The sequence below is a fragment of the Profundibacterium mesophilum KAUST100406-0324 genome (assembly GCF_009835145.1).
In the GTDB taxonomy this organism is placed as follows: Bacteria; Pseudomonadota; Alphaproteobacteria; order Rhodobacterales; family Rhodobacteraceae; genus Profundibacterium; species Profundibacterium mesophilum.
In genome coordinates this window covers 52,001-76,579 of sequence record NZ_APKE01000001.1, presented here as the reverse complement: position 1 = coordinate 76,579, position 24,579 = coordinate 52,001, and the positions used below count along the sequence as shown (strand labels likewise).

Sequence of the window (24,579 nt, the reverse complement as noted above, 5' to 3'; positions counted from 1 at the left end):
AAACATCGCCCGCGAGGGAAACTTTTGGACAGTTCGCGCGCTGATCCTCCATGGATGCGGCACATCGGCATGACCGGTCCCTGCCGTGCCAAGGCTTAACGATTTCTCCCTTTGTCAGTGCTGCCGCTCGGATTGCTCATTGTGATCCGGGCGGTTCTGGCGCGGGCCTATCGCAGCCAGAGCTTCTCGCGCTTGATCCGGTTGCGGATCGCCGCCTCGCGCCGGGGCAGGGCGTCCCTGTCGAAAAGGTCGCGCAGGATGCGGCCCTTGCCTTGGTAGACAATCTTGCGCAGCGGCTCGTATGCCTTGAGGACCTTCTTGATCGGATTGGGCGCGAGGACGGTCTCCAGAAGCTCGACGGTGGCATCGCTCTCCCTGGCATAAAGCAGCGGAAAGCTGCGGTAATGGCAGCTCGCCGCGCCGTCGAGATGGCCAGGTGGCAAGGCATCGAGGCCCCCGCCCAGGGCATGGATCACGAGGGGCAGGGCGATCTGGTCGAGCCAGGGATCGAGCTCCTGCAAGACGAGCTCCGGCGGCGGTGCATCGCGGATCGTCCTGGCATATCGCTCGAAGAGCGCCCCGAAGCGCGGCGCCGAGCGGTGATAGTAGAAGCCCGCGTTGAAATAGGAATAGCGTTTCCAGAAATGCTCCGGATGGCCCGGATCGAGCGAGGCTGCGAAGTCGAGATCGAATTGCCGGTAGAGCGCCCCCCAGATATCCGCGAGGCTGGGGCCGTAAAGCTCGATCCGGGGCCAGGTATTCTCACGCCGGAGCGAGGCGGAGGGCCGGTCGAAATCGAATGGGACCGCGCCGAGGGGTGCGGTGATCAGCGTGTCACTGTCGAAGAAGACGAAGGGACGCCCGGGATCCATGACCCTCAGCGCCTCGATCTTGTTGCCATAGGGATATTCGCTGCCGAAATGGCGCGAGGCGAAGGGCACGATCTGCGCGCCCAGATCGCCCAGCAGGGCGCGCAGGGCCGGGTCGGCGATGCGCGGGTCCGAGTGCCAGAGCGGCCCCGGCTGCGGCTCGGCGACGATCAGGCGGCCGGCGAAGTCGGGGTCGGACCGGCGCAGCGAGGCGGCGAAGACGGCCGCTTCATAGCCGATCCGGCCCTCCTGCCCGACCACCAGAACATCGAAGATCTCGTCCATGCTCAGCCGCGTCGGCGACGCCTGCGTCCGCCGCCGCCGCCATCGCCGCCTCCCGCGTTGAAATTGACCTGGGGCAGGGTCACTTCGCGCGACAATTCCGGAAATTGCGCCGTTGCGTGGGGGATGGCGTTCGCGGCGATGAAGTGCTCCTGGAAGCGCGGCTCGATCGCGGTCTCGACCTTGTGAATCCGGCGCACGTCCCTTTCGATCCTGCCGCGTGCCTCGCGGTCCAGAAGCGCGATGCGCGCGCCGGTTCCCGCCGCGTTGCCGGCACTGGTGACCTTGTCGAGGGGCACGTCGGGGATCATCCCCAGCACCATCGCGTGCAGCGGCGAGATATGGGCCCCGAAGGCGCCGGCGAGCACGACGCGGTCGACGCGGTCGACGCCGCGCTCGTCCATCAGCAGGCGCGCGCCCGCATAGAGCGCGGACTTGGCAAGCTGGATCGCGCGGATATCGCCCTGGGTGACGGTGATGAGCGGGCCGCCATCGGGGCGCCCGTCATGCACGACATAGGAATGCGTGCGCCCGTCGGGCACGAGGCGGTCGCAGCCCGTCTGCGCCGCCGAGCCGATCAGGCCGGACGCATCGAGAAGACCGCCCATGCGCATCTCCGCCACGGCCTCGATGATGCCGGAGCCGCAGATCCCCGTGATCCCGCCCGCGCCCACGGCCTCCTCGAAGCCTGCCTCGTCGGACCAAAGCGGGCAGCCGATCACCCTGAAGCGCGGCATGCCGGTCTCGCGGTCGATGCGCAGCGCCTCGATCGCGCCGGCGGCGGCGCGCTGGCCCGAGCTGATCTGCGCGCCCTCGAAGGCCGGCCCGGTGGGCGAGGAGCAGGCGAGGACCCCGTTCCGGTCGCCAAGGAGGATCTCGGCATTCGTGCCCACATCGACGATCAGCGACAGGGCCTCCTGCGCAAAGGGATCCTCGCTGAGCGCGACGGCGGCCGCATCGGCGCCGACATGGCCCGCGATGCAGGGCAGGATATAGCTGCGCGCCGCGGGATTGATCGCCGAGAGGTCGAGCTCGGAGGCGGCGAGGGAGAGGGCGCCGGACGTGGCCAGCGCGAAGGGCGCCTGTCCCAGCTCGACGGGGTCGATCCCGAGAAGCAGGTGATGCATCACCGGATTGCAGACGAAGACCGTCTCGACGATGGCGCGGGGATCGACTTCGGCATCGACCGCGATCTGCGCCGCGAGCGTGTCGATGGCGCGGCGCACGGCCTGGGTCATCTCCGCATCGCCGTCCGGGTTCATCATGGCGTAGCTCACCCGGCTCATCAGGTCCTCGCCGAACCTTATCTGCGGGTTCATGATGCCGGCCGAGGCGAGGACCCGGCCGTCGTCGAGGTCGCACAGATGCGCGGCGATGGTGGTCGAGCCCAGATCGACGGCGAGCCCGTAGATGCCATCCTCGTGCAGCCCCGGCCAGATATCCACGAGCCGCGCGGGCCCCTCGCCGTGATCGCGGTGAACGGCGACGGTCACGCGCCATTTCCCGGCCCGCAGCGCAGGCTGTATCCGCGCCAGGACCGGCAGTGGCACATCGAGGGGGCCGATCTGCCATTGCGCGGCGAGCGCGGCGGCGAGCCGTTCGAGATCGCCCGAGGGCTCGTGCATGTCCGGCTCGGGCACCTCGACGAAATGGAGCCTTGTCGCCGGGTCCATGCGGATGTCGCGTTGCGCGGCCTCCTTGCGCACGACCTGCCTGTGCACCTGGCTTTCGGGCGGTACGTCGATGACCACATCGCTCTCGATGACGGCCTGGCATCCCAGCCTGCGTCCGGGCGCAAGGCCGCGCAGCTCGTCGTAGCGTGCCTCCACCGCGTTCCACGGCGACAGGGCATCCTGCGCGACGTGCAGGCCATGCTTGAGAAACTGGCCGCTGCCGGGCGTGACCTGGCATTTCGAACAGATGCCCCGCCCGCCGCAGACAGAATCGAGATCGACCCCAAGCCGCCGAGCCGCGTCGAGCACGCGGGTGCCGCGCGGGACCCGCCCGCGTTTGCCGGAGGGGGTGAAGATGACAAGGGGATCCTGGCTCATGAGCGCTGTCCTTCGGGCACGGTTACGGCGCGACCATAGCGAAGCGGGGGCGCGGCGAAAGCCGAAAGCCAGCGGTGGCGGCATGGCCGGGCCAAAGCGCCCGTGCCGCCGCTCAGTCGTGAGAGGCCCAGCGGCAGCGATCGAAGCTGGCGAAACGGCGCAGCGCCTCCGACGCGCCGCCCGGAACGAGGCGCGAGCAGCCCTCGAGGTGGCTTTCATCGACGAAGACGCTCACCACCCCGCCATCCGGCGCGGGGCCCGGCGCACACAGATAGGCCGCGGGATCGAGGCGCATGCCCCGCCGGACGCCGTCCCGTGTCTCGACCGTGAAATTGAGGGTCTCGTCGCTCTCGTTGGTGACGCAAAGCTGCGGGGTCGCGCTTTCCGGTGCGGCCTCGGCGGAGCCGGGAGCGATATGCGCGGTCAATGCGAAGAGACCGGTCAGCAGTGCCAGTCGGGTCATGTGATCGGCCATTCGGGCAGCACCTCGCTTCGGGGGCCGGCAGTATGCAGCATTGCATGCAGCCTGCCGAATGAGCCACGCTGCGTCCATCGCGGTGACGGTTTCGTGATGTCATGTGACATGATGGTGAAACCGCTCCGCCCGCTGCCGGGGCATAGTGGACCCAACCAATGAGGGAGGAATAACGATGAAAACGCTTTTGACGGCTACGGCGATCGCATTGACCGCGGGCGGCCTGCAGGCGCAGGATGCGCCGTTCGGCAACCCCGAGGACACCGATTACGCGGCGAAGCTCTGGGACGTCATGGTCGAGGATGGAATGGCCGGCGAGGACATGCTTCGGGCCTTTCCCTACGAGGGCTTGGCGCCCCATGGCATGATGCTCGAGACCTTCTACGTCGATGCCACGGTGGACGGCCATGAGGGTGCGCTCGTCGTCAAGCGCAACTATGGCCCCGAAGGCGTCAGCGCGGACGAGATCCTTGCCGATCCCGACAAGCATCTGGGCGCGATCACCGTGATGTTCCGCCGCGAGGAAGGGTACGATCCGGATACGCAGAACTGGTTCTGGGCCAAGTATCTCCCCGACGGCACGCTCGACAAGAATCCCAAGGGAATGCAGCTGGCAGGACGGGTCGCCAAGGGCGCCGATCAGGGCTGCATCGCCTGCCACTCGGGTGCCGAGGGGGATGATTATCTCTTTACCACGAACGCGCTTCCTGCCAGCGCCGCGAACTGAGCGCGTCCGCGCCGCATCGCCCGGGCGGCCCCTCGACGGGGGCAAGGCCGGGCCGGCGGCGCGGGGCCTTGCATGGCGATGGTCCGCAGGGGGCCGGGGCTTCCTAGGGCGTCTGCGCCTCGGCCCGGGTGACGTAATGCGCAAGCACATGGAGCCGGATCGCCGAAGCGAGCCCCGTGCCCTCGGCGCGCTCGGCATCGATCCGTGCGGCAAGAGCGTTGACGGGCTCGCCGCGCTCTTGGGCGATCTCCTTGAACGCGCGCCAGAAGGGCTCCTCGAGCGAGACGCTGGTGCGATGCCCGCGCAGCGTCAAGGAGCGCTTGAGGGGAGCTGTGCTCACGGCTCCTTTCCATGATCGTCGAGCCGCTTCTCCGCCTTGTCGCGCACGGCGGCATCGGCGCGGCGCTCGGCCTTGGTCCGGCCGAATTTCACGCTGTTGGCATCGGCCTGGCGCCGGGCATCCTCGCGCTGCCGGGCCTTGCGGACCCGGGTGAGGGACGTAATCTTCGAATCGCCAGTCATCGCCTGTCTCCGCATTGTGGGGCACGGTCCGGCCCGCACGAATTGTCCGATGTTGCACGAATTTCGATAATCTTGAGCGTTGCATTCCATTAATGCCCAACGGGAAATAATGCGGCACCTGAGCCCTGCACCAAAACCCCCTGATATAGCAGAGATAAACGTAATATCTGCGGCCGGGTCAAGATTAACGCTCGCTTTCGATCGGCCTCACGAGCGAGATTTGACGTGGATCAACAGAGGCATTCAAAGATCATGAAGATTTCAAAAGCTCCCCTTTCGATCGCCGGTCTTGCCACCGGCATGCTTCTTTCGGCAAGTGCCGCATCCGCGATCACGGCGGCGCCAAGCACCGTCAACGTGTTCACCGTCGAGGCACAGGCGCATTCCTATAACGGGCGCAATAGCCGCGCCGGTCATGGCCCCGGCCTTGCGACGGGGATCATGCTGTCCTTCGGCGATGCGTTCAGCGTCGATGCCGATCCCTCCGATGACTGGTTTCTGGGCAATCCCAACCACCGCCCGAGCTTCAGGACGAATGCCGATGGCGCGTTCCACAATTACGGAAGCTACACCGATGACGGCCTGACAGCCTCCTTCGGATCGCTGGTCGGGATGATCGGCGACGGTCCCGTCTTCGAGATCGGCAGTGCCTTCTCCAGCTTCGCCGACAGGGCGGGCGAGCTTCGGCTCTTCATGTGGGATTCCAATTTCGAGGACAACAACGGCGAGATCGTGGCCTCGATCGAGGCGCCGGCCCCCGTGCCGCTGCCGGCGGCGGGCTTCATGCTGCTGGCGGGACTCGGCGGGTTGGGCGCCCTCCGGCTGCGCAAGACCGTTCGCTCATAGGCCCAGGCGACCCGCTTCGTCGCGCTTTCGGGCGCGGCGAGCGGTCCGGCCCTCGTGATCGCGGGCGCGGCATCCTTGAATGGTGCCGCGCCCGGTGTCGTTTCAGCTTTTCGGGCCGATCATCTTCTCGGGGCGAACGACCGCGTCGAACGTCTGCTCGTCGACGAAGCCGAGGGCGATTGCCTCCTGCTTGAGCGTCGTGCCGTTCTTGTGCGCCGTCTTGGCCACGGTGGTCGCATTGTCGTAGCCGATCGTGGGGGCGAGCGCGGTGACGAGCATGAGCGATTCGCGCATCAGCTTCTCGATCCGCGTCTCGTCGGCCCGGATGCCGGCCACGCAATTGTCGGTGAAGGCCACGCAGGCATCGCCGAGAAGCTGCATCGACTGCAGCAGGTTATAGGCCATCATCGGCTTCATCACGTTGAGCTCGAAATGGCCCTGGCTCGCGGCGAAGCCCACGGCGGCATCGTTGCCCATGACATGGGCGCAGACCTGTGTCATCGCCTCGACCTGCGTCGGGTTGACCTTTCCGGGCATGATCGACGAGCCCGGCTCGTTCTCGGGCAGCATCAGCTCTCCCAGGCCGCAGCGCGGACCCGAACCCAGGAGCCTGATGTCGGAGGCGATCTTGTAGAGGCTGGAGGCCACGACGCGGCAGGCGCCCGACATCTCGGCCACGGCGTCATGGGCGGCGAGCGCCTCGAACTTGTTGGGCGCAGTGACGAACTCGATGCCGGTGATGCGGGCCATGTTGGCCGCGACCGTTTCCGCCCAGTCCGGCGCGGTGTTGAGGCCGGTTCCGACGGCCGTGCCGCCCTGCGCCAGCTCGTGGATCCGGGGCAGGGCGGCCTCGATCCGCTTGATGCCCATCGCGACCTGATGGGCATAGCCCGAGAATTCCTGCCCCAGCGTCAGCGGCGTCGCGTCCATCGTATGGGTGCGGCCGATCTTGATGATCTCCGCGAAGGCCTCGACCTTCTCCTCGAGCGCGGCATGCAGCGTCCGAAGGCCGGGCAGCAGCACGTCGCGCGCGGTCGTCGCGGCGGCGATATGCATGGCCGTGGGGAAGGTGTCGTTCGAGCTCTGGCCCATGTTGCAGTGATCGTTCGGATGCACCGGGTCCTTGGAACCGATGGTGCCGCCGAGAATCTCTATCGCGCGGTTCGCGATGACCTCGTTGGCGTTCATGTTCGACTGCGTGCCCGAGCCCGTCTGCCATACGACGAGGGGGAAGTTGTCGTCGAGCTTGCCGGCGACGACTTCGGAGGCGGCCTCGATCACCGCGTCCGCCAGTTTCGCGTCAAGCTTGCCATTGGCCTTGTTCGCCTCGGCGCAGGCCTGCTTGATGACCCCCAGCGCGCGCACGATCGCCACGGGCTGGCGCTCCCAGCCGATGGGAAAGTTCTGGATCGAGCGCTGCGTCTGCGCGCCCCAATACTTGTCGGCGGGAACGTCGAGCGGGCCGAAGCTGTCTGTCTCGGTGCGGGTCTGGGTCATTGCGGCTCCTTGGGCTGGTCCGCCCATCCTCGGACGGCTCGGCAGAGCAGATACAGCCCGGCCGCGGGCTTCGCAATGCCGCCGCGGCGCGCTACTTGCGGAAGCTGTCGAGGCTCACCACGTCCGCGTCGCCCTTGGCGGGCGGTCCATCCGGCGCCGCGGGCTCCTTGCCGGTGGGGGTCTCCTCGTCGTCGGCATCCTCCCCGCCCGTGTCGTGCTGGCTCTCGAACCGCAGGCCGAACTCCACCGACGGGTCCACGAAGGTGCGGATCGCGTCGTAAGGAATATAGAGCGGCTCGGGGGATTCGCCGAAATTGAGGGTGATCGAGAACCCCTCATCCGTGACTTCGAGGCCGTCATACCAATGCTGCACGACGACGGTCATGTCACCGGGATACCGGTCCGACAGCCAGTCGGCGATTTCGACATCGGGATGCATCGTATCGAAGGTGATGAAGAAGTGATGCTCGCCCGGCAGCCCGTTGGCCGCGACATCGTCGAGAACCTTCTGGATCATCCCGCACATGGCGCGATGCATCAAATTACCATAATCGATCGTTTTGGCCATCGTTATCCCTCGTCCTCTGCGCAAAAGCATAAGCGATTCACCACCAATGAAAAGGGTGGGCCGGGCGAAAAGGGGAAGCCGGGGAAAGTGCAGGCTTCTGTTGCCAGGTGCCTGCGAACCCCGCCTTACCCTGCTAGGGGCAAGGACTTAAGAAATCGGTTACCGTGACTGCTTACGCAGCAACGGCGACCGGAGCATGATTGTTGTTGGCAACTATGCTTTACGGACCGATAACGGTGGTACCTCACCGAGTAAAAGCTACAGTTTTAGACGTCCGTCGATCCTATTTCGGCCCCATTATCCCCCAACAAGGGCTTTTGGTGGAGCCGCCGGGTACCGCCCCCGGGTCCGATCCGCTTATTATCTGCGCGTTTATCACCATAGTCCCGAAGGACAGGGTGAATTTAGACCGCCCGGGCCGGGATTTCAAGCATGCAGGGGCGGGCAGGACGAATTGCCCGCTCCGCCCCCTTGCGCTCTCTTCGTCCGTCTTCAGAAGCCGGCCTTGATCTTCTCGAAGATCTCGCTTTGCTTCTGGCGCAGCGCGCTGTCCATCGGCAGCTGCGCAAGAACGGGGCCCTCGATCGGGCCGAGACCCACCGCATCGAGCCGGGCGGCTTCGATCTCGCTCATCGCGGCGGCGTTGGCGTGCCCGTAGCCGGCATCGAGCAACGACTGCGTGGAGGAGGGATCGAGCATGGCGTTGACGAAGTCGTAGGCCTTGTCCTCGGATCCCTCGCCATCCTTGAGGTTCACGTAGCCGCACAGCCACAGCGAGGAGCCCTCCCGGGGCATTCTCTCGAAGCCGATGGTGAATCCCTCGTCGGTCATCGTGGGCAGGGTCTCGTTCCAGGCCCAGGCGACCAGGACTTCGCCTGAGGCGAGAAGCTGCGCCAGTTCGGCGGGATCGGTCCAGTAGGTGCGCAGGTTCGGATGCACGTCGCGCAACCATTGCGAGGCCGCCTCGAACTGCGCGTCGCTCGCGCCCGTCCAGTCGGTCGTGCCGGTCGCGAGGTAGGCGAGCGCATAGGCGTCATCGACGTTGTCGGGCAATGTCACCCGGCCGGCATAGGCGGGATCGAGGAACACATCGAGGCTGGCCACGTCCTCTGCCGGGACTTGCGCGCTGTCATAGGCGATCGCGGTCGAGCCGAAATCGGTGGGCAGGAAATAAACCTCCTGCGCATTGGCCGCGCCGCCCACGTCGCGTCCCGTCAAGTTCGCGTCGAGATCGGGGAAGGCCGGGATCCGGCTCGTGTCCCATGGCTCCAGAATGCCCGAGGCCACCCACTTGCTGACCGAGCCCGCACAGACATGGCTGACATCGACGCGAAAGCCCGAACGGATCTTCTGGAAGGCTTCCTCCTCGTCACCGAAGAAGGCGAAGTCCGGACTGCCGCCATGCGTGTCGGTGTAGGCCTCGTGGAAGGCCGGCGCCTCGAAGCCCGAGTAGTCGAAAACCAGCAATCCGTCATCCTGGGCGGTTGCCGGAACGGCGATCAGGCCGGCAAGCGCGCCGGCGGCGAAGCGGGGCAGGCGTGTCATCATGTCGAACTCCCTCATGAATGCGTTGCGCGAAACGCTAGGACCCCGCTTGCGCGCAGACAAGGCGTTTCGCGCGGCGCGCCGGACGCGCCGGACGCGGACTTGTGGGGGTGGCTCCGGGGGCGGCGGTGACACCGAGGCCGCTGCCTTCCGCCGCGGCGCCTGTTGCCTTGGCGCGCATTCCCTGGCCCAAGGCGCGTTCCGCGAGGCATGGTGTTTGACAGGCGCCGGCCCCTTGGGTTCACTGAGCGCCGACCTTGAGGACCTCGACCATGAGTTATTTCGCCCCCCGCCACACGCTTCGCAATGTCCTTTGGATCGGCTTTTTCGCTGCGATCCTCGCCGCATGGGCCGTCATGTACGCGATGAGCCGGCAGGCCGGTGTCGATCTGCTCGGGCGCCCGGCCGAGGGAATGGGCGCGATGATGGGCCCGGCGCCCTTCGATGTCCTGCTCGGCATGTGGGCGGTGATGATGGCGGCGATGATGCTGCCGACCATGGTGCCGACGCTCAGGGCCTACGAGGATCTCATCTACGCGATGAACGCGACCTGGGGCGGCTGGATTGGGGTTCTCGCGGGTTACATGCTCGCCTGGATCGGTTTCGCCGTCCTGATCACCGGAGGGCAGTTCGCCCTGCTCGGCGCGGGCCTGATCGACGGGATGGGCCGGGCCACGTCGCTTTGGGTGACGGGGGCGCTCTTGTCGCTGGTCGGCCTCTTCCAGTTCAGCCGGACCAAGGCGATCTGCCATGGCGTGTGCCATGCACCGATGACCCATTTCCTGGGCCACTGGCGCCCCGGCATTTGGGGCGGCATCCGCATGGGCGGCACTCTCGGGCTCTACTGCTGCGGGTGCTGCTGGGGCTACATGGTGCTCGGATTTACCGGCGGGGTGATGAATCTGCTCTGGATGGGACTTGCCACTTTCTTCATGGTGCTCGAGAAACTGCCGCAGGTCGGTCACTACCTGATGCGTCCCATCGGCTCGGCATTGCTGGCGGGGGGGATGACATCGATGGTGCTCGCGACGGGTCTGCTATCTTGAGGGAGGACGAGAATGGCCAGGACACAAGACAAGGCGCCGTCGGACCGGCTGCGCGTGCGCGACCGTATCGTGCAGCAGATGGCGAATCCGCTGCGGCGCAAGAGCCAGCCGACGGAATGGCGGATGCAGGGAGAGCTGTTCCTGAACTGCTCGTGCGATGTTTTCTGTCCCTGTGTCGTGTCGCTGGGGCAGCATCCGCCGACCGAGGGCCATTGCCATGCCTGGATGGCCATCGCCGTCGACAAGGGGCATTTCGAGGGCGAGCCGCTTGACGGGATCAATATCGGCCTGCTGGTCGATATTCCCGGCCGCATGGCGGAAGGCAACTGGAAGGTGGCGGCCTATATCGACGAGCGCGCCAGCCAGAAAGCCTATAACGGGCTGCTGAAGATCCTCAGCGGCGCGGCCGGGGGCACGACCGGCCTCTTCACCTTGCTCGTCTCCGAGATCATCGGCGCCGAGCGCGAGACGGTCGAGATCCGGCGCGAGGGCAACCGCCGTGCGATCACCATCGGCCGCAAGATCCAGGGCGAGATCGAGATGCTCGCCGGCGCATCCCCGGAACATCCCGTGATGGTCTCGAACTCGAAATACTGGATGGGCCCCGACATCATCGCGGCGCGCGGGCTCAAGAGCCGGGTGCGCGATTACGGCCGGGTGTGGGATTTCGGCGGCAAATCGGCCGAGCTCTGCCCGATCGACTGGTCGGGACCGGGCAAGTAGGCGGCCGCCCCGTCCCCGGGGTGCCGGGCATGCGGGATGTCGCGGCTGGCGCCTCGAACGTCGCCGCCGCGCGCCCCGCGAATATGCCGAGCATGGATGCTTGCCGAGAAACACGCGTTCGGGCGAGACGCCCGGCGCTTCGAGGAAGGGGTCTCGCATGGCTTTGATCGCGCCCTCCCGCCGGATCCGCCGCACACCCTTTTCGGAAGGGGTCGAGGCGGCCGGGGTCAAGGGATATACCGTCTACAACCACATGCTCCTGCCGACAGTCTTCGCGTCGGTCGAGGAGGACTACCACCACCTCAAGAGCGCGGTGCAGCTCTGGGACGTGGCCTGCGAGCGGCAGGTCGAGATCCGCGGGCCGGACGCCTCGCGCCTGATGCAGATGCTGACCCCGCGCAACCTGTCCGGCATGGAGGCCGGGCGCTGCTTCTACGTGCCGATCGTGGACGAGACGGGCGGCATGTTGAACGATCCGGTCGCCCTCAAGCTCGGCGAGGATCGCTGGTGGATTTCGATCGCCGACAGCGACCTGCTGCTCTGGGTGAAGGGCGTGGTCTACGGGCTCAGGCTCGACGTGCTCGTCGACGAGCCCGATGTCTCGCCGCTGGCGGTTCAGGGCCCCCGGTCCGACGCGCTCATCGAGAAGGTCTTCGGTACGGAGGCGGCCGCGCTGCGCTTTTTCCGCTTCGCCAGGTTTCCCTTCATGGGGCATGATCTTCTGATCGCGCGCTCGGGCTATTCCAAGCAGGGCGGCTTCGAGATCTATGTCGAGGCGGGCGATCGGGACGTCGCCATGCCGCTGTGGAACGCGCTTCTGGAGGCGGGGGCGGAGTTCGACATTCGCGCCGGCTGCCCCAACCTGATCGAGCGGATCGAGGGGGGTCTTCTGAGCTATGGCAACGACATGACGCGCGAGAACACCCCGCATGAATGCGGGCTTGGCCGTTTTTGCGACACCCATAGCGCCATCGGTTGCATCGGGCGCGATGCGCTGCTCAGGGTTGCCATCGAGGGGCCGATCCGTCAGATCCGGCCCATAGAGATCGCGGGGGATCGGGTGCCCGGTTGCGACCGGCTCTGGCCCCTGATGGCCGGGGAGACACGCGTCGGACGGGTCAGCTCGGCCATCTGGTCTCCCGACCACGGCACCAATGTCGCGATCGGCATGGTGCGCATGACGCATTGGGATCCCGGCACGCAGCTCAGGGTCGAGACATCCGAGGGACCCCGCGACGCCATGGTGCGCGGCAAGTTCTGGAACTGAGGGAGAGAGAGTATGTTTAAGGCGCTACTGGTCGAGAAGGGCGAGGACGGCAAGACCTCCGCAAGCGTGCAGGAGATCGACGAAAGCCGCTTGCCCGAAGGCGAGGTCACGGTCGCGGTCGACTACTCGACCGTGAACTACAAGGACGGCCTGACCATCGGCCCCGGCGGCGGCCTCGTGCGCAACTACCCGCATGTGCCGGGCATCGATTTCGCCGGAACGGTCGAAGAAAGCTCCGATGACCGCTACGCACCGGGCGACAAGGTCGTGCTGACCGGCTGGCGCGTGGGCGAGGCGCATTGGGGCGGCTATGCGCAGAAGGCGCGCGTCAAGGCCGACTGGCTGGTGCCGCTGCCCGATGGGCTGAGCACGCGCCAGGCGATGGCGGTGGGCACCGCGGGCTTCACCGCGATGCTGGCCGTGATGGCGCTCGAGGATCACGGCCTGAAGCCGGGACAGGGGCCGGTCCTCGTGACGGGCGCCTCGGGCGGGGTCGGTTCGGTGGCCACGGCGATCCTGGCCAAATGCGGCCACGAGGTCGCGGCGGTGACCGGCCGGCCGGACAACGCGGACTATCTCACCGCGCTCGGCGCGAGCCAGATCGTGCCGCGCGACGATCTTGCCGAGACGGTCAAGCGTCCGCTGGAATCGGAGAATTGGGCGGGATGCGTCGATGCCGTCGGCGGTGCGATGCTCGCACGCGTGCTGGGACAGATGAAATACGGCGCCTCCGTTGCGGCCGTCGGCCTCGCGGGCGGCGCCGGGCTGCCGGCGAGCGTCGTGCCGTTCCTGCTCCGGGGGGTGAACCTTCTGGGGATCGACAGCGTCATGCAGCCCTATGACAACCGCCTGCGGGCCTGGAAGCGGATCACCACGGACCTGCCGATGGAGCGGCTCGAGGAGATGGTGCAGCCGGCGACGCTGGACGATCTGCCGCGTCTCGGCGCCGACATCCTCGCGGGCAAGGTGAAGGGGCGCGTCCTCGTCGACGTGAACGCCTGAGCCCGGCCCGCCGATCCCTGGCGCCCCGCGGCCGTCCCACCTTCGGGACATCGCGGGGCGCCAAGCGGTTTGCACTACGACGCCCATACCTGTTAGCTAGCGCCCTCTGCATGACGTGTTGACCGGGACGCGCCACGGATCCTTTCCGTGGCGGGCCAGCCGCGCAACGCGCAACAAGAACGAGAAGATACAAAAGGAGTTGGCGCATGACAGACCAGACATCACCACCCGGAATACCCGAGCCCGAGGGCCGGGTGAGCTTGATCGATACGGATTACGAGGTCGGCCAGGACAATATCGAGACGCAGATCGGACCGTTCGGGCTCGATATCCATAACCCCGTCTTCCTGATCTCCGGGGTCAGTATCGTCCTTTTCGTCTTCTATGCCCTCGTGTTCCAGGAGCAGGCTTCGGCGATGTTCGGGGCCATGCGGCCCTGGCTCACCTCGACCTTCGACTGGTTCTTCATGGGCGCGGCGAACATCTTCGTGCTGTTCTGCCTCGTGCTGATCTTCACCCCCTGGGGCAAGGTCAGGCTCGGCGGCGCCGATGCGACCCCCGACTACACCTATCTGGGCTGGTTCGCGATGCTCTTCGCTGCCGGCATGGGCATCGGCCTGATGTTCTTCGGCGTGCTCGAGCCGGTCTACCACATGGCCATTTCCGAGCCGCTGGGCACGCCCTCGCCCTTCGCCGAGGATGGCAGCGTCATCGCCGAAAACGTCGCGCGTGCAAGCGAGATGGGCCTTGCCGCGACCATCTATCACTGGGGTCTGCACCCTTGGGCGATCTACGCGATCGTGGCGCTCGCGCTCGCACTCTTCTCCTACAACAAGGGTCTGCCGCTCACCATCCGCTCCGCGTTCTACCCGATCTTCGGCGAGCGCATCTGGGGCTGGACCGGTCACGTGATCGACATCCTCGCCGTCTTTGCCACGCTCTTCGGTCTCGCGACCTCGCTGGGCTTCGGCGCGCAGCAGGCCAATGCCGGCCTGTCCTTCATGTTCGACTTCATCCCGAACGGTGTCACCACGCAGGTCATCCTGATCTCGCTGATCACCGCCGTGGCGCTCGTCTCGGTGCTGCGCGGGCTCGAGGGCGGCGTCAAGGTGCTCTCCGAGGTGAATATGGGGCTCGCGACGCTCCTGCTTCTCTTCGTGCTCGTCGTCGGGCCGACCATGGCGATCCTGACCGGTTTCGCCCAAGGGATGTGGGCCTATGTCCGCGAGGTCGTGCCGCTCTCGAACCCGTTCGGGCGCAGCGATGACGGCTACCGGCAGGGCTGGTCGGCCTTCTACTGGGCGTGGTGGATCTCCTGGTCGCCCTTCGTCGGCATGTTCATCGCGCGCGTCTCGCGCGGCCGCACGGTGCGCGAGTTCATCATCAGCGTCCTGCTGGTGCCCAGCATCGTCTGCGTGCTGTGGATGGCCGTGTTCGGCGGCACCGCGATCGAGCAGGTCTTCGCCAATCCCGAGAACAGCCTCGTGAAGGCGAACGTGATCGACAGCTACTCCCCCGAGCTCAGCCTCTTCGGCATGCTCGCGGACCTGCCGCTCGGCTGGCTCACCTCGCTGGTGGCGATCATCCTGGTCATCGTCTTCTTCGTGACCTCCTCGGATAGCGGCAGCCTGGTGATCGACACGATCACCGCCGGCGGCAAGATCGACGCGCCCGCGACCCAGCGCGTCTTCTGGTGCATCTTCGAGGGCGCGGTGGCGATCGTCCTGCTGATCGGCGGCGGTCTCGGCGCGCTGCAGGCCATGGTGATCTCTACCGGTCTTCCCTTCACGGTCGTCCTGCTTCTGATGTGCTGGGCCATCGTCAAGGGCCTGTCGAGCGAGCGCAAGGCGCGATGAACAAGCGGCCGGGCCGGATGCCAGCGTGCACCGGCCCGGTCCCGCCCGGCGCAAGCCCGCCATGGGCCGCGCCGGGCCCTTGACCTTCGCGGCGATCCCCGCGACCGTCCCGGACATGACACCGCTCGATACAGATTTCGTCAGATCGCAGTTTCCCGCCTTCGCGGACCCCTCCCTGGCGGAGCAATCCTTCTTCGAGAATGCCGGCGGCTCCTTCGCCTGCGCGCAGGTGATCGACCGGCTCACCGCCTTTTACGTCGAGCGCAAGGTGCAGCCCCACGGCGCCTATGCCGCCTCGAAGCTCGGGGGTGAGCAGATGGACGAGGCGCGACGCCGCCTCGCCGGAATGCTGAACGTTCCGCAAGGCAGCCTGAGCATCGGTCCCTCGACCTCGCAGAACATCTACGTCCTCGCCAACGCCTTCGCGCAGATGCTGCGCCCGGGTGACGCGGTGATCGTCACCAACCAGGATCACGAGGCCAATAGCGGCCCGTGGCGCCGCCTTGCCGCCAGTGGGATCGAGATCCGCGAATGGCGCATGGATCCCGATACCGGGCATCTCGATCCCGCCGACCTCGAGGCGCTGCTCGCCGATGGCCGGGTGCGCCTTTTGTGCTTCCCGCATTGCTCGAACATCGTGGGTGAGATCAACGACGTGCCCCGGATCACCGCGATGGCGCGGGCCGCGGGGGCGGCAAGCTGCGTGGACGGGGTGAGCTATGCGCCGCACGGGCTGCCCGATATCGGGGCGCTGGGTGCGGACATCTATCTTTTCTCGGCCTACAAGACATTCGGGCCCCACCAGGGGATCATGGTGGTGCGCGAGGCGCTCGCCGAGGTGCTGCCCAACCAGGCGCATCACTTCAACGCCGCGCCCCAATGGAAGCGTTTCGTGCCCGCCGGACCGGATCATGCGCAGGTGGCGGCCTGCGCGGGGCTCGCCGATTATGTCGATCTGCTTTATCACAAGCACTTCCCCGGCGGGGCCGAGAATGCCGCCCGCCGTGCCGCGCAGGTCCACGACCTGATCCGGGCGCACGAAACGGCGCTTCTCGGGCCGCTGCTCGATCACGTGACGGCGCGTCCCGGACTGCGCCTCCTGGGGCCGCGAGATGCCGCGCGGCGCGCGCCCACCGTCAGCCTCGCGCTCGGACGCCCCGCGGCGGAGGTCGCGCGTCAGCTTGCCCCCCACGGTATCATGGCCGCCGGGGGCAGCTTCTACGCGCAGCGCACCCTCGAGGGGCTCGGTGTCGATCCCGATCACGGCGTCCTGAGACTGAGCTTCGTTCACTATACCCGCAAGGCCGATCTTGACCGGCTGCTCAGCGCGCTAGATCGCGTCGTGTGAAGCGGCATCCGCCGCGCGTCCTGCGAGCGGAGGTCCGATGAGTAGCACCGCACCCGTCATCTTGTGGCTGCGCCGAGACTTCCGGCTGCATGACAACCCCGCCCTTGCCGCCGCCGCGCAAGATGGCCGGCCCGTGATCCCGGTCTTCATCGAGGACGAGGTCGTCGAGACGCTCGGCGCCGCGCCGCGATGGCGCCTTGCCCTTGCCGCGCAATGCTTCGCACGGACGCTGGAGGGCATCGGCAGCAAGCTGGTGGTTCGCCGGGGACGGGCACGCGATGTCCTTCGCGACCTGGTGCGCGAATGCGGCGCCGACACGGTTCATCACAGCCGTGCCTACGAGCGGGCGGCGCGGGACCGCGACCGCGAGGTCGGCGAAGCGCTCGCGGCGGAGGGCTGCGCGTTGCGCGGCTTCGAGGGGCATCTGCTTTTCGAGCCCGGCAGCGTGCGCACCGGGCAGGGCGGCTCCTACAAGGTCTTCACCCCTTACTGGAAGAAGGTGCAGGAGCGCGATCCGGGCATGCCCGTCGGCGCGCCGGGCCAGCTGAAGGCTCCGCAAGCCTGGCCCGAAACGGGGGAGGTGGATGTCGCGCGGCTGGGCGCGGGCATGCGGCGCGGCAGGGACGTGGTGGCGCCCTGGCTGACGGTCGGTGCCGAGGCCGCCGCGGACAGGTTGCACGATTTCGTCGAGAATCGCATGGACCGCTACGAGACGGCGCGCGACTGGCCGGCGGTGGATGGCACGTCCGGCCTCTCCGAGAACCTCACCTATGGCGAGATCTCGATCCGGAGCTGCTGGATGGCCGGGCAACGCGCCCTCGACGAGGGCCGTTCGGGTGCCGCGACCTTTCTCAAGGAGCTGGCATGGCGCGAGTTCTCCTATCATATCCTGCATCACTTCCCGGCGTTGCGTGATGAGAACTGGCGCGGGGAATGGGATGCATTCCCCTGGTCGCGCGATGCACGGTCCGAGGCGTTCACCGCATGGTGCCGCGGCCGCACCGGGGTGCCCTTCGTCGATGCCGCGATGCGTGAGCTGTATGTCACGGGGCGGATGCACAACCGGGCGCGGATGATCACGGCGAGCTACCTGACCAAGCACCTGATGACCGACTGGCGGCTGGGCGAGCGCTGGTTCGCCGATTGCCTTGTCGACTGGGATCCGGCAAACAACGCGCTGGGCTGGCAATGGGTCGCCGGATCGGGTCCCGATGCCTCGCCCTTCTTCCGCATCTTCAACCCGCAGACGCAGCTCAAGCGCTTCGACCCGCAGGGCGCATACACGGCGCGCTGGATCGCCGAGACCAGCGCCGCGCCCGGCCGCGACGCGCTTGCCTATTTCGATGCCATCCCGCGCGCATGGGGCATGGATCCCGCCGCGCCCTATCCCGATCCCGTAATCTCCCTCGCCGAGGGCCGCGACCGCGCGCTCGAGGCATATCGCGGCCGCAAGCGGGCCGACTGATCCAGAAACCAACATCATGCGACTTCACAATGGCTTGCGGCCCGCAACGGCGCGGCATAGCCTCTCGTGAAGCCCGAGGAGATGGCATGACACCCTTGACCACCACGGCCGGCCAGAGCGGCCTGCCGCGTTACTTCGGCCAGCTGTTCGACATGGCCTGCAACATGCGGAACGGGCGTGTCGATTTCGTTTTGCCCGACGGGCGGCGGTTCCGCGCCGAGGGGCGCAATCCCGGGCCGGTCGCACAGATCGACATCCACGATCCCGATCTCTTCGCACGGCTGATCCGTGAGGGCGATCTTGGCTTCTGCGACGCCTATCTCGACGGCGCGTGGTCGACACCGGACCTGCAGGCATTCATGGATCTCGTCCACATGGACAACGAGGAGATCTACGACGGCTTTCCCGGACGCGGGTTGCTGCGCGGCTACGAGAAACTGCGCTTCTGGCTGCAATCCAATTCCCGCCGTCAGGCCCGCCGCAACATCAAGCGCCATTACGATCTGGGCAACGACTTCTACGAGCTTTGGCTCGATGACACGATGACCTATTCCTCGGCACGGTTCGAGACGGGGCAGGAAAGCCTCGAGGCGGCGCAACACCTCAAGTATAAGAGCATGATCGACCAGATGGGCAGCCGTCCGGGCGATCACGTGCTCGAGATCGGGTGCGGCTGGGGCGGCTTTGCCGAATACGCGGCCGCGCAGCGCGGGTTGCGTGTCACGGCCCTGACGATCAGCGAGGCGCAATACGACTACGCCACGGCGCGCATCGCCAAGGCCGGCCTGTCGGACCGGGTGGAGATCAAGCTGCAGGACTATCGTGACGAGACCGGAAGTTATGACGGCGTCGCCTCGATCGAGATGTTCGAGGCCGTGGGACAGAAATACTGGCCCGTCTATTTCCAGTCCCTTCGCAACAGGTTGAAGCCCGGTGCGCATGCAACGCTTCAGATCATCACCGTGGAGGATCGCCGCTGGGACGTGTATCGGCGGGGCGTCGATTTCATCCAGAAATATATCTTCCCCGGCGGCATGTTGCCCTCACCGAAGGCGCTGCGTCACGAGATCGAACGCGCCGGGCTGACGGTGGCACGCTCCGTCGAGTTCGGGCAAAGCTATTCCGATACGCTGCGCCGCTGGCACGAGACGTTCAACGCGCGTTGGGAGGAGGTCTCGCATCTGGGCTTCGATGAGCGGTTCCGGCGCATGTGGAACTTCTACCTGACCTCCTGCGCGGCGAGTTTCCGCAGCGGCAATTGCGACGTGACGCAGATCACCGTGAGCCGGCCGGCCTGATGTATCCGACCGCCGCCAAGCTCGTGGCCGCGGCCTGCCTTGCCGCCATTGCGTGGAACGTATCGGGCGCCGTCATCGGCAATCTGCCGAGGGGCACGCCGGCGGGCCTTCTCGCGCCGCTCAACGCCCTCATCGCCGCTTTCGTGGGTTGGCGTTTCCTGGGGCCGCGGCGCGGGCAGGGCTACGGCACGGCGGCCGCGCTCGGGCTCACGGCATCGGGGCTGAGCACATGTGCCGCGCTCGCGTTCTGGGCGGGATTGGAGATGCTGCAGCGTTCAATCGATCTTTACTATCGCGGTCCCATGGATGCGATCGAGGCGGGGATCGGCCTCGGTGTCGAATATGCCGGGTATCTTGCGCCGGGCCCCGCGATCGGAACGCTTGCCCTCGGCGGAATCGCGGCGGGGCTTGCGACCGAATGGACGGCGCGGCATGCCCGCTGAGGCGGATACGCATTGGAGAGAGGCGTCGATGGGCGATCTATTCATCTTCGGAACCCTGTGCGACGAGGCCCTGCGCGCCATTGTGCTGGGGCGCGTTATCACGCCGGAGCGTGCTCTTTTGCGCGATGCCGCCATCTTCCGTGCCGCCGATGGGGATTGGCCGGTGCTCGTCGACAGGGCCGGCGAGCAGGCCGAGGGATTTCTCTTGCGTCGGCTTGGCGCGGACGAGTTGGCACGGCTTCACTTCTACGAAGAGGGATTTGATTACAAACCGGTGGAGGCCATTGTTGATGTGCAGGGCGAAGGCCCCTTGCGCGTCACCCTCTACCGGCCCGCTGTCAGGCAGGAGGTGGGACGGGAGGCGTGGTCGCTCGCCGCGTGGCAGGAAGGCTGGGGCGCCATGACCCGGCGCGCGGCCCGCGAGGCGATGGCGCTGCATGGCCGGATCGACGGCGCCGCCCTGCGCGCGAGGATGCCGACCATCCGCACGCGGGCGGACGCCTTCACCCGCGCCGCTCGATCGGCCCGCCCCGAGGGAACGAGCGCGCCCTGGAGCCGCGACGATGTCGACCTGCTTGCCGCGCGCCAGCCCTATGCCAACTACTTCGCCGTCGACGAGAGCGAGATCCGTCATCCCCTCTTCGGAGGGGGCACCAGCCCGGCGATGACCCGCGCGGCCTGGCTGGGCGGGGACGCGGTCACGGTGCTGCCCTATGACCCGCGCAGCGACAGGGTCCATCTCGTCGAGCAGTTCCGCTTCGGCCCCTATGCGCGCGGTGACCTCCACCCCTGGATCCTCGAGCCGATCGCCGGCCGGATCGACCCGGGCGAGGATCCGCAGGATACGGCGCGCCGCGAGGCGCGCGAGGAGGCGGGGCTGTCGATCGGGCGGCTGATCGAAATCGGGGCGTATTACCCCAGCCCCGGCGCGCTGAGCGAACATACCATCAGCTATGTCGGCCTTTGCGCCTTGCCGCGCGAGGGGGGGTGGACCGGGGGCGCGGATGTCGAGAACGAGGATATCCGCAGCCATGTCATCACGTTTGCGCGTCTGATGGAGCTTCTGTCTTCGGGCGCTTTGAACAACGGGCCCTTGCTGATAAGCGCTTTGTGGCTTGCGAGGGAACGTGGGAGCCTGCGCGATGTTGGTTGAGTCCCGCCTCGGGCGGGCCTATGCACAAGGCCGCGCGCCGACTTGAACCGAGCGAAAGGATACGAGGCATGACCACCCATAGCGACCTTGCATCGGCCGTTGGAAATACGCCGTTGATCCGTCTCAAGGGACCGTCGGAGGCGACGGGCTGCGAGATCCTCGGCAAGGCCGAGTTCCTCAATCCCGGTCAATCGGTCAAGGACCGTGCCGCGCTCTTCATCATCGAGGATGCGGTGCGCCGCGGCGCGCTGCGTCCGGGCGGCACGATCGTCGAGGGCACGGCCGGCAATACCGGCATTGGCCTGAGCCTTGTCGGCGCGTCGATGGGTTTCAAGACGGTCATCGTCATCCCCGAGACCCAGAGCCAGGAAAAGAAGGACATGCTGCGCCTTGCGGGGGCCGAACTCGTCGAGGTGCCCGCCGTTCCTTACAAGAATCCCAACAACTACGTGCGGTATTCCGGCCGTCTCGCCGAGCAGCTCGACAAGACCGAGCAGAACGGCGCCATCTGGGCGAACCAGTTCGACAACACCGCCAACCGGCAGGCCCATGTCGAGACCACGGCGCCCGAGATCTGGGAACAGACGGATGGCAGGATCGACGGCTTCATCTGCGCGGTCGGCTCGGGCGGCACGCTCGCCGGCGTCGCGGAGGTGCTGCAACCGCGCGGCGTGCGCATCGGTCTTGCCGATCCCGAAGGCGCGGCGCTGCATTCCTTCTACACCACGGGGGAATTCGCCTCGCCCGGCTCGTCGATCACCGAAGGTATCGGCCAGGGAAGGATCACCGCCAACCTCGAGGGGTTCACGCCGGATTACAGCTACCGGATTCCCGATGCCGAGGCGCTTCCGGTCGTCTTCGACCTGCTTGCGGATGAAGGGCTGTGCCTTGGCGGCTCGTCGGGGATCAACGTGGCGGGCGCGATGCGCCTCGCGCGCGAGCTTGGCCCGGGATCGCGGATCGTGACGATCCTGTGCGATTACGGGAATCGCTACCAGACAAAGCTGTTCAACCCCGAATTCCTGCATGAGAAGGGGCTTCCGGTCCCGGCATGGCTGGAAAAGGGCGCGGGCCGCATTCTTCCAAGCGTCTTCGTCGATACCTGAGGGCATCCATGACAATTCAGTTCTCGCGGCTTCGTGCCGTACTCGTCGCATGCGTGCTGGCGATAGCCGCCCTGTATCCGGCCGTCATCCTCGCACAGAGCGAACCTGCGCAATCGTCGCAGGCTCCGACGGCGGACAGCGCCGCATGGGCCATCCTCGCCGACCGGGCCGAGGGAATTATCGAAAGTGGAGACAGTTCCGAGGAAGCCCTGACACGGCTTCGCGAGGAGCTCGTCGTCTTCCGGCAGCAGTTCCTCGAGGCACAGGACGCCAACGCCTCCCGCATCGCCACGCTCGGCAACCAGATCGCCGCGCTCGGGCCGGAGCCCGCCGAGGGCGATCCGGCCGAACCCGAGGAGATCGCCGCGCGTCGCAGCGAGCTCGAGGCGCAGATGGCCCGCCTCCAGGCGCCCGGCCTGCGTGCCGAGGAGGCCTATAACCGCGCCAACGGGCTGGTCGCCGAGATCGACATCACGCTGCGCGAGCGGCAGGCATCGGCGCTTCGCAAGCAGGGGCCATCGCCTCTGAACCCCGCCCTGTGGCCGGAGGCCTGGAGCGTTTTCACCAAGAGCCTCCTCGATCTCAAGGACGAAATCGTCGTCTCCACGAGCACCGGCGAGCAGCGCGAGCAGCTCAAGCAGCATCTGCCGCAGATCCTGTTCTACCTGGTGATCGCGGCCGCCCTCGTTCTGCGCGGCCGCGTCTGGATGGAGCAGCTCACGCTCGCGATCTATTCGGGGCGGCGGTTCCAGGGCACGGGCGTCGCGGCCTTCCTCGCCTCGCTCTTCCAGGTCATCGTGCCGGTTCTGGGAATGATCGCCTTGCGGCAGGCCTTTCTGGCATCGGGATTGCTGGGCCTGCGCGGCCAGATTCTCGCCGAGGCGCTCCCCGCTGTGGGCGTCATCCTCTTTTCGGGCCTCTGGCTCGGCGGACGGCTTTTTCCCCGCAGCGAGAACGAGCCGACGCCACTCGCGCTCCGCCACGAGCAGCGCATCGAGGGCCGCTGGTATCTTAGCCTGCTGGGCCTGTTGCTGTCGCTGCTCCTGCTGGTCGGACGGCTCGCCGAGTTCGACAGTTACAGCGATGGCGTCACGGCCGTTCTGCTGTTCCCGCTGATCGTGGCGACGGGGTTGATCGTGGCCCGCGTGGGAATGCTGATCTCGGCAGCCGTCGTCTATACCCATGACGACAGCGATCCCGCCCCCGCCGATCGCGGCTACCTGCAACGCGCCTTCGGCCTTGTGGGCAAGCTCACGATCCTGAGCGGTATCGCCGGTCCGGTCCTGGCGGCGGCGGGCTATCTCAATGCCGGCGTGGCGCTGATCTTTCCCACCGTGCTCACGCTGGCCCTGCTGGGCACGCTGGCCCTGCTGAACATCCTGGTGCGCGACATCTACGCGCTGCTGCGTGGACGTTCGCCCGAGGACGCCGCCGAGGCGCTTACCCCGATCCTCGTCAGCTTCGTCCTGGTGCTTCTTTCCCTCCCGCTCTTCGCTCTGATCTGGGGCGCGCGGGTCACCGATCTTTGGGAGGTCTGGACGCGGTTCCAGGAAGGGTTCGCGGTTGGCGAGACGCGCATATCGCCCTCCGATTTCCTCACCTTCGTCATCGTCTTCGCGATCGGCTACATCGTCACGCGGCTGCTGCAGAGCACGCTCAAGGTCAACATCCTGCCCAAGACGCGGATGGATACGGGCGGGCGCAACGCGATCACCGCCGGGGTGGGCTATATCGGCATCTTCGCCGCCTCGATCGCCGCAATCACCACCGCCGGCATCGATCTCAGCTCGCTCGCGATCGTCGCCGGTGCCCTGTCGGTCGGGATCGGCTTCGGCCTGCAGAACATCGTGTCGAACTTCGTCTCCGGCATCATCCTGCTGATCGAGCGGCCGATCTCCGAGGGCGACTGGATCGAGGTCGGCGGACAGATGGGCTACGTGCGCGACATCTCCGTGCGCTCGACCCGGATCGAGACCTTCGACCGGACCGACGTCATCGTCCCGAACGCCGATTTCGTCTCCGGCACCGTCACCAACTGGACGCGCGGCAACCTCGTGGGGCGCTGTCTCGTGCCCGTCGGGGTCGCCTACGGGTCCGACACCCGTCAGGTCGAGCAGATCCTGCTCGAGATCGCGAAGGACCATCCGATGGTGGTCCTGAACCCGCCGCCGGCGGTCCTGCTTCTGGGCTTCGGCGCCGACAGCCTGAATTTCGAGATCCGGGCAATCCTGCGCGACGTCAATTTCGTGATGTCGGTCGCCTCCGACATGAACCACGAGATCGTCCGCCGCTTCGCCGCCGCGGGGATCGAGATACCCTTCGCCCAGCGCGATCTGTGGCTGCGCAATCCCGAAGTCCTCGCCCCGCGCGGCGCGGGACCTGCGAATGGCGAGCCGGCCGCGCCGGCCCGTGCTCCCGCCGCCCCGGTGCGTGACAATGACGGCGATGGCGGGCAGGGCGCGATACCGGACGGCATGGAGGGCCGGTGAA

Annotated in this window: 22 protein-coding genes and 1 other RNA gene; 14 read left to right on the top strand and 9 right to left on the bottom strand. The window is 66.8% G+C overall.

Going from position 1 to position 24,579, the window contains the following annotated elements:
* Positions 1-167 precede the first annotated feature (167 nt).
* The 3 genes from PMES_RS00325 to PMES_RS00315 all read right to left on the bottom strand — a co-directional run bounded on the left by PMES_RS00325 (position 168) and on the right by PMES_RS00315 (position 3,665).
* Entirely contained in the window at positions 168-1,154 is a 987-nt protein-coding gene (locus PMES_RS00325; protein ID WP_159963536.1) for a GT-B fold glycosyltransferase domain-containing protein, read from the bottom strand.
* Between the two features lie 2 nt (positions 1,155-1,156).
* Positions 1,157-3,202: an ASKHA domain-containing protein gene (locus PMES_RS00320; RefSeq protein ID WP_159963535.1), complete on the bottom strand. Its 2,046-nt coding sequence runs from the start codon at positions 3,200-3,202 to the stop codon at positions 1,157-1,159.
* Positions 3,203-3,314: 112 nt separating this feature from the next.
* Positions 3,315-3,665 (bottom strand): hypothetical protein, encoded by a 351-nt coding sequence (locus tag PMES_RS00315; RefSeq protein WP_159963534.1) that lies wholly within the window; start codon positions 3,663-3,665, stop codon positions 3,315-3,317.
* A gap of 187 nt (positions 3,666-3,852) precedes the next feature.
* Between PMES_RS00315 and PMES_RS00310 the strand changes: the two genes are divergently transcribed.
* Entirely contained in the window at positions 3,853-4,404 is a 552-nt protein-coding gene (locus tag PMES_RS00310; RefSeq protein ID WP_159963533.1) for a cytochrome P460 family protein, read from the top strand.
* Between the two features lie 103 nt (positions 4,405-4,507).
* On the opposite strand, the gene PMES_RS00305 is transcribed toward PMES_RS00310, so the two are convergent.
* Both PMES_RS00305 and PMES_RS00300 read right to left on the bottom strand, forming a co-directional pair.
* On the bottom strand, positions 4,508-4,744 hold the full coding sequence (locus PMES_RS00305) for a ribbon-helix-helix domain-containing protein (RefSeq protein WP_159963532.1): 237 nt from the start codon (positions 4,742-4,744) through the stop codon (positions 4,508-4,510).
* The gene (locus tag PMES_RS00300) at positions 4,741-4,926 is read right to left on the bottom strand and encodes a DUF4169 family protein (RefSeq protein ID WP_159963531.1); all 186 of its coding nucleotides are present in this window, start codon (positions 4,924-4,926) and stop codon (positions 4,741-4,743) included. Before PMES_RS00300 ends, PMES_RS00305 begins: the two co-directional genes overlap by 4 nt.
* A 252-nt stretch (positions 4,927-5,178) precedes the next feature.
* On the opposite strand from PMES_RS00300, the gene PMES_RS00295 reads away from it, so the two are divergent.
* Positions 5,179-5,772, top strand: coding sequence for a VPLPA-CTERM sorting domain-containing protein (locus PMES_RS00295; RefSeq protein ID WP_159963530.1), 594 nt, complete (start codon positions 5,179-5,181; stop codon positions 5,770-5,772).
* Between the two features lie 102 nt (positions 5,773-5,874).
* On the opposite strand, the gene fumC is transcribed toward PMES_RS00295, so the two are convergent.
* The 4 genes from fumC to PMES_RS00275 form a co-directional block, all read right to left on the bottom strand.
* Positions 5,875-7,269 (bottom strand): class II fumarate hydratase, encoded by a 1,395-nt coding sequence (gene fumC, locus PMES_RS00290; RefSeq protein ID WP_159963529.1) that lies wholly within the window; start codon positions 7,267-7,269, stop codon positions 5,875-5,877.
* Between the two features lie 91 nt (positions 7,270-7,360).
* Entirely contained in the window at positions 7,361-7,837 is a 477-nt protein-coding gene (locus PMES_RS00285) for an SspB family protein (protein WP_159963528.1), read from the bottom strand.
* 86 nt (positions 7,838-7,923) lie between these two features.
* Positions 7,924-8,271, bottom strand: a transfer-messenger RNA (tmRNA) gene (ssrA, locus tag PMES_RS00280).
* 58 nt (positions 8,272-8,329) lie between these two features.
* The gene (locus tag PMES_RS00275) at positions 8,330-9,382 is read right to left on the bottom strand and encodes an extracellular solute-binding protein (RefSeq protein WP_159963614.1); all 1,053 of its coding nucleotides are present in this window, start codon (positions 9,380-9,382) and stop codon (positions 8,330-8,332) included.
* 272 nt (positions 9,383-9,654) lie between these two features.
* On the opposite strand from PMES_RS00275, the gene PMES_RS00270 reads away from it, so the two are divergent.
* The 12 genes from PMES_RS00270 (at position 9,655) to PMES_RS00215 (ending at position 24,578) form a co-directional block, all read left to right on the top strand.
* A complete protein-coding gene (locus tag PMES_RS00270) occupies positions 9,655-10,428 on the top strand; it encodes a DUF2182 domain-containing protein (protein WP_159963527.1) in 774 nt (257 codons plus the stop codon).
* A 12-nt stretch (positions 10,429-10,440) separates the two neighbouring features.
* Entirely contained in the window at positions 10,441-11,151 is a 711-nt protein-coding gene (locus tag PMES_RS00265; protein WP_159963526.1) for a DUF1326 domain-containing protein, read from the top strand.
* A gap of 157 nt (positions 11,152-11,308) precedes the next feature.
* Complete coding sequence (locus PMES_RS00260; protein ID WP_159963525.1) at positions 11,309-12,418, top strand: dimethylsulfoniopropionate demethylase; 1,110 nt, start codon at positions 11,309-11,311, stop codon at positions 12,416-12,418.
* A 12-nt stretch (positions 12,419-12,430) separates the two neighbouring features.
* A complete protein-coding gene (gene acuI, locus PMES_RS00255) occupies positions 12,431-13,420 on the top strand; it encodes an acrylyl-CoA reductase (NADPH) (protein ID WP_159963524.1) in 990 nt (329 codons plus the stop codon).
* A gap of 206 nt (positions 13,421-13,626) precedes the next feature.
* Entirely contained in the window at positions 13,627-15,276 is a 1,650-nt protein-coding gene (locus tag PMES_RS00250; RefSeq protein ID WP_159963523.1) for a BCCT family transporter, read from the top strand.
* Positions 15,277-15,391: 115 nt separating this feature from the next.
* Entirely contained in the window at positions 15,392-16,624 is a 1,233-nt protein-coding gene (locus PMES_RS00245) for an aminotransferase class V-fold PLP-dependent enzyme (RefSeq protein ID WP_159963613.1), read from the top strand.
* 37 nt (positions 16,625-16,661) lie between these two features.
* A complete protein-coding gene (locus PMES_RS00240; RefSeq protein ID WP_159963522.1) occupies positions 16,662-18,089 on the top strand; it encodes a cryptochrome/photolyase family protein in 1,428 nt (475 codons plus the stop codon).
* An 86-nt stretch (positions 18,090-18,175) separates the two neighbouring features.
* Positions 18,176-19,387 (top strand): SAM-dependent methyltransferase, encoded by a 1,212-nt coding sequence (locus PMES_RS00235; protein WP_159963521.1) that lies wholly within the window; start codon positions 18,176-18,178, stop codon positions 19,385-19,387.
* On the top strand, positions 19,387-19,830 hold the full coding sequence (locus tag PMES_RS00230; protein ID WP_159963520.1) for a TrgA family protein: 444 nt from the start codon (positions 19,387-19,389) through the stop codon (positions 19,828-19,830). Before PMES_RS00235 ends, PMES_RS00230 begins: the two co-directional genes overlap by 1 nt.
* Before the next feature lie 28 nt (positions 19,831-19,858).
* On the top strand, positions 19,859-20,983 hold the full coding sequence (locus tag PMES_RS00225; RefSeq protein WP_159963519.1) for an NUDIX domain-containing protein: 1,125 nt from the start codon (positions 19,859-19,861) through the stop codon (positions 20,981-20,983).
* Positions 20,984-21,051: 68 nt separating this feature from the next.
* Entirely contained in the window at positions 21,052-22,089 is a 1,038-nt protein-coding gene (locus PMES_RS00220; RefSeq protein WP_159963518.1) for a cysteine synthase A, read from the top strand.
* A gap of 8 nt (positions 22,090-22,097) precedes the next feature.
* Complete coding sequence (locus PMES_RS00215; RefSeq protein WP_159963517.1) at positions 22,098-24,578, top strand: DUF3772 domain-containing protein; 2,481 nt, start codon at positions 22,098-22,100, stop codon at positions 24,576-24,578.
* Position 24,579 lies beyond the last annotated feature (1 nt).

Bases quoted from the DNA above. Each gene is read 5' to 3' on its own strand.
- PMES_RS00245 (WP_159963613.1), top strand. From the start codon at position 15,392: ATGACACCGCTCGATACAGATTTCGTCAGATCGCAGTTTCCCGCCTTC.
- PMES_RS00325 (WP_159963536.1), bottom strand. From the start codon at position 1,154: ATGGACGAGATCTTCGATGTTCTGGTGGTCGGGCAGGAGGGCCGGATC.
- PMES_RS00295 (WP_159963530.1), top strand. From the start codon at position 5,179: ATGAAGATTTCAAAAGCTCCCCTTTCGATCGCCGGTCTTGCCACCGGC.
- PMES_RS00235 (WP_159963521.1), top strand. From the start codon at position 18,176: ATGACACCCTTGACCACCACGGCCGGCCAGAGCGGCCTGCCGCGTTAC.
- acuI (WP_159963524.1), top strand. From the start codon at position 12,431: ATGTTTAAGGCGCTACTGGTCGAGAAGGGCGAGGACGGCAAGACCTCC.
- PMES_RS00225 (WP_159963519.1), top strand. From the start codon at position 19,859: ATGGGCGATCTATTCATCTTCGGAACCCTGTGCGACGAGGCCCTGCGC.
- PMES_RS00250 (WP_159963523.1), top strand. From the start codon at position 13,627: ATGACAGACCAGACATCACCACCCGGAATACCCGAGCCCGAGGGCCGG.
- PMES_RS00275 (WP_159963614.1), bottom strand. From the start codon at position 9,382: ATGACACGCCTGCCCCGCTTCGCCGCCGGCGCGCTTGCCGGCCTGATC.
- PMES_RS00270 (WP_159963527.1), top strand. From the start codon at position 9,655: ATGAGTTATTTCGCCCCCCGCCACACGCTTCGCAATGTCCTTTGGATC.
- PMES_RS00320 (WP_159963535.1), bottom strand. From the start codon at position 3,202: ATGAGCCAGGATCCCCTTGTCATCTTCACCCCCTCCGGCAAACGCGGG.
- PMES_RS00260 (WP_159963525.1), top strand. From the start codon at position 11,309: ATGGCTTTGATCGCGCCCTCCCGCCGGATCCGCCGCACACCCTTTTCG.
- fumC (WP_159963529.1), bottom strand. From the start codon at position 7,269: ATGACCCAGACCCGCACCGAGACAGACAGCTTCGGCCCGCTCGACGTT.
- PMES_RS00300 (WP_159963531.1), bottom strand. From the start codon at position 4,926: ATGACTGGCGATTCGAAGATTACGTCCCTCACCCGGGTCCGCAAGGCC.
- PMES_RS00215 (WP_159963517.1), top strand. From the start codon at position 22,098: ATGACAATTCAGTTCTCGCGGCTTCGTGCCGTACTCGTCGCATGCGTG.
- PMES_RS00240 (WP_159963522.1), top strand. From the start codon at position 16,662: ATGAGTAGCACCGCACCCGTCATCTTGTGGCTGCGCCGAGACTTCCGG.
- PMES_RS00315 (WP_159963534.1), bottom strand. From the start codon at position 3,665: ATGACCCGACTGGCACTGCTGACCGGTCTCTTCGCATTGACCGCGCAT.
- PMES_RS00310 (WP_159963533.1), top strand. From the start codon at position 3,853: ATGAAAACGCTTTTGACGGCTACGGCGATCGCATTGACCGCGGGCGGC.
- PMES_RS00230 (WP_159963520.1), top strand. From the start codon at position 19,387: ATGTATCCGACCGCCGCCAAGCTCGTGGCCGCGGCCTGCCTTGCCGCC.
- PMES_RS00285 (WP_159963528.1), bottom strand. From the start codon at position 7,837: ATGGCCAAAACGATCGATTATGGTAATTTGATGCATCGCGCCATGTGC.
- PMES_RS00220 (WP_159963518.1), top strand. From the start codon at position 21,052: ATGACCACCCATAGCGACCTTGCATCGGCCGTTGGAAATACGCCGTTG.
- PMES_RS00265 (WP_159963526.1), top strand. From the start codon at position 10,441: ATGGCCAGGACACAAGACAAGGCGCCGTCGGACCGGCTGCGCGTGCGC.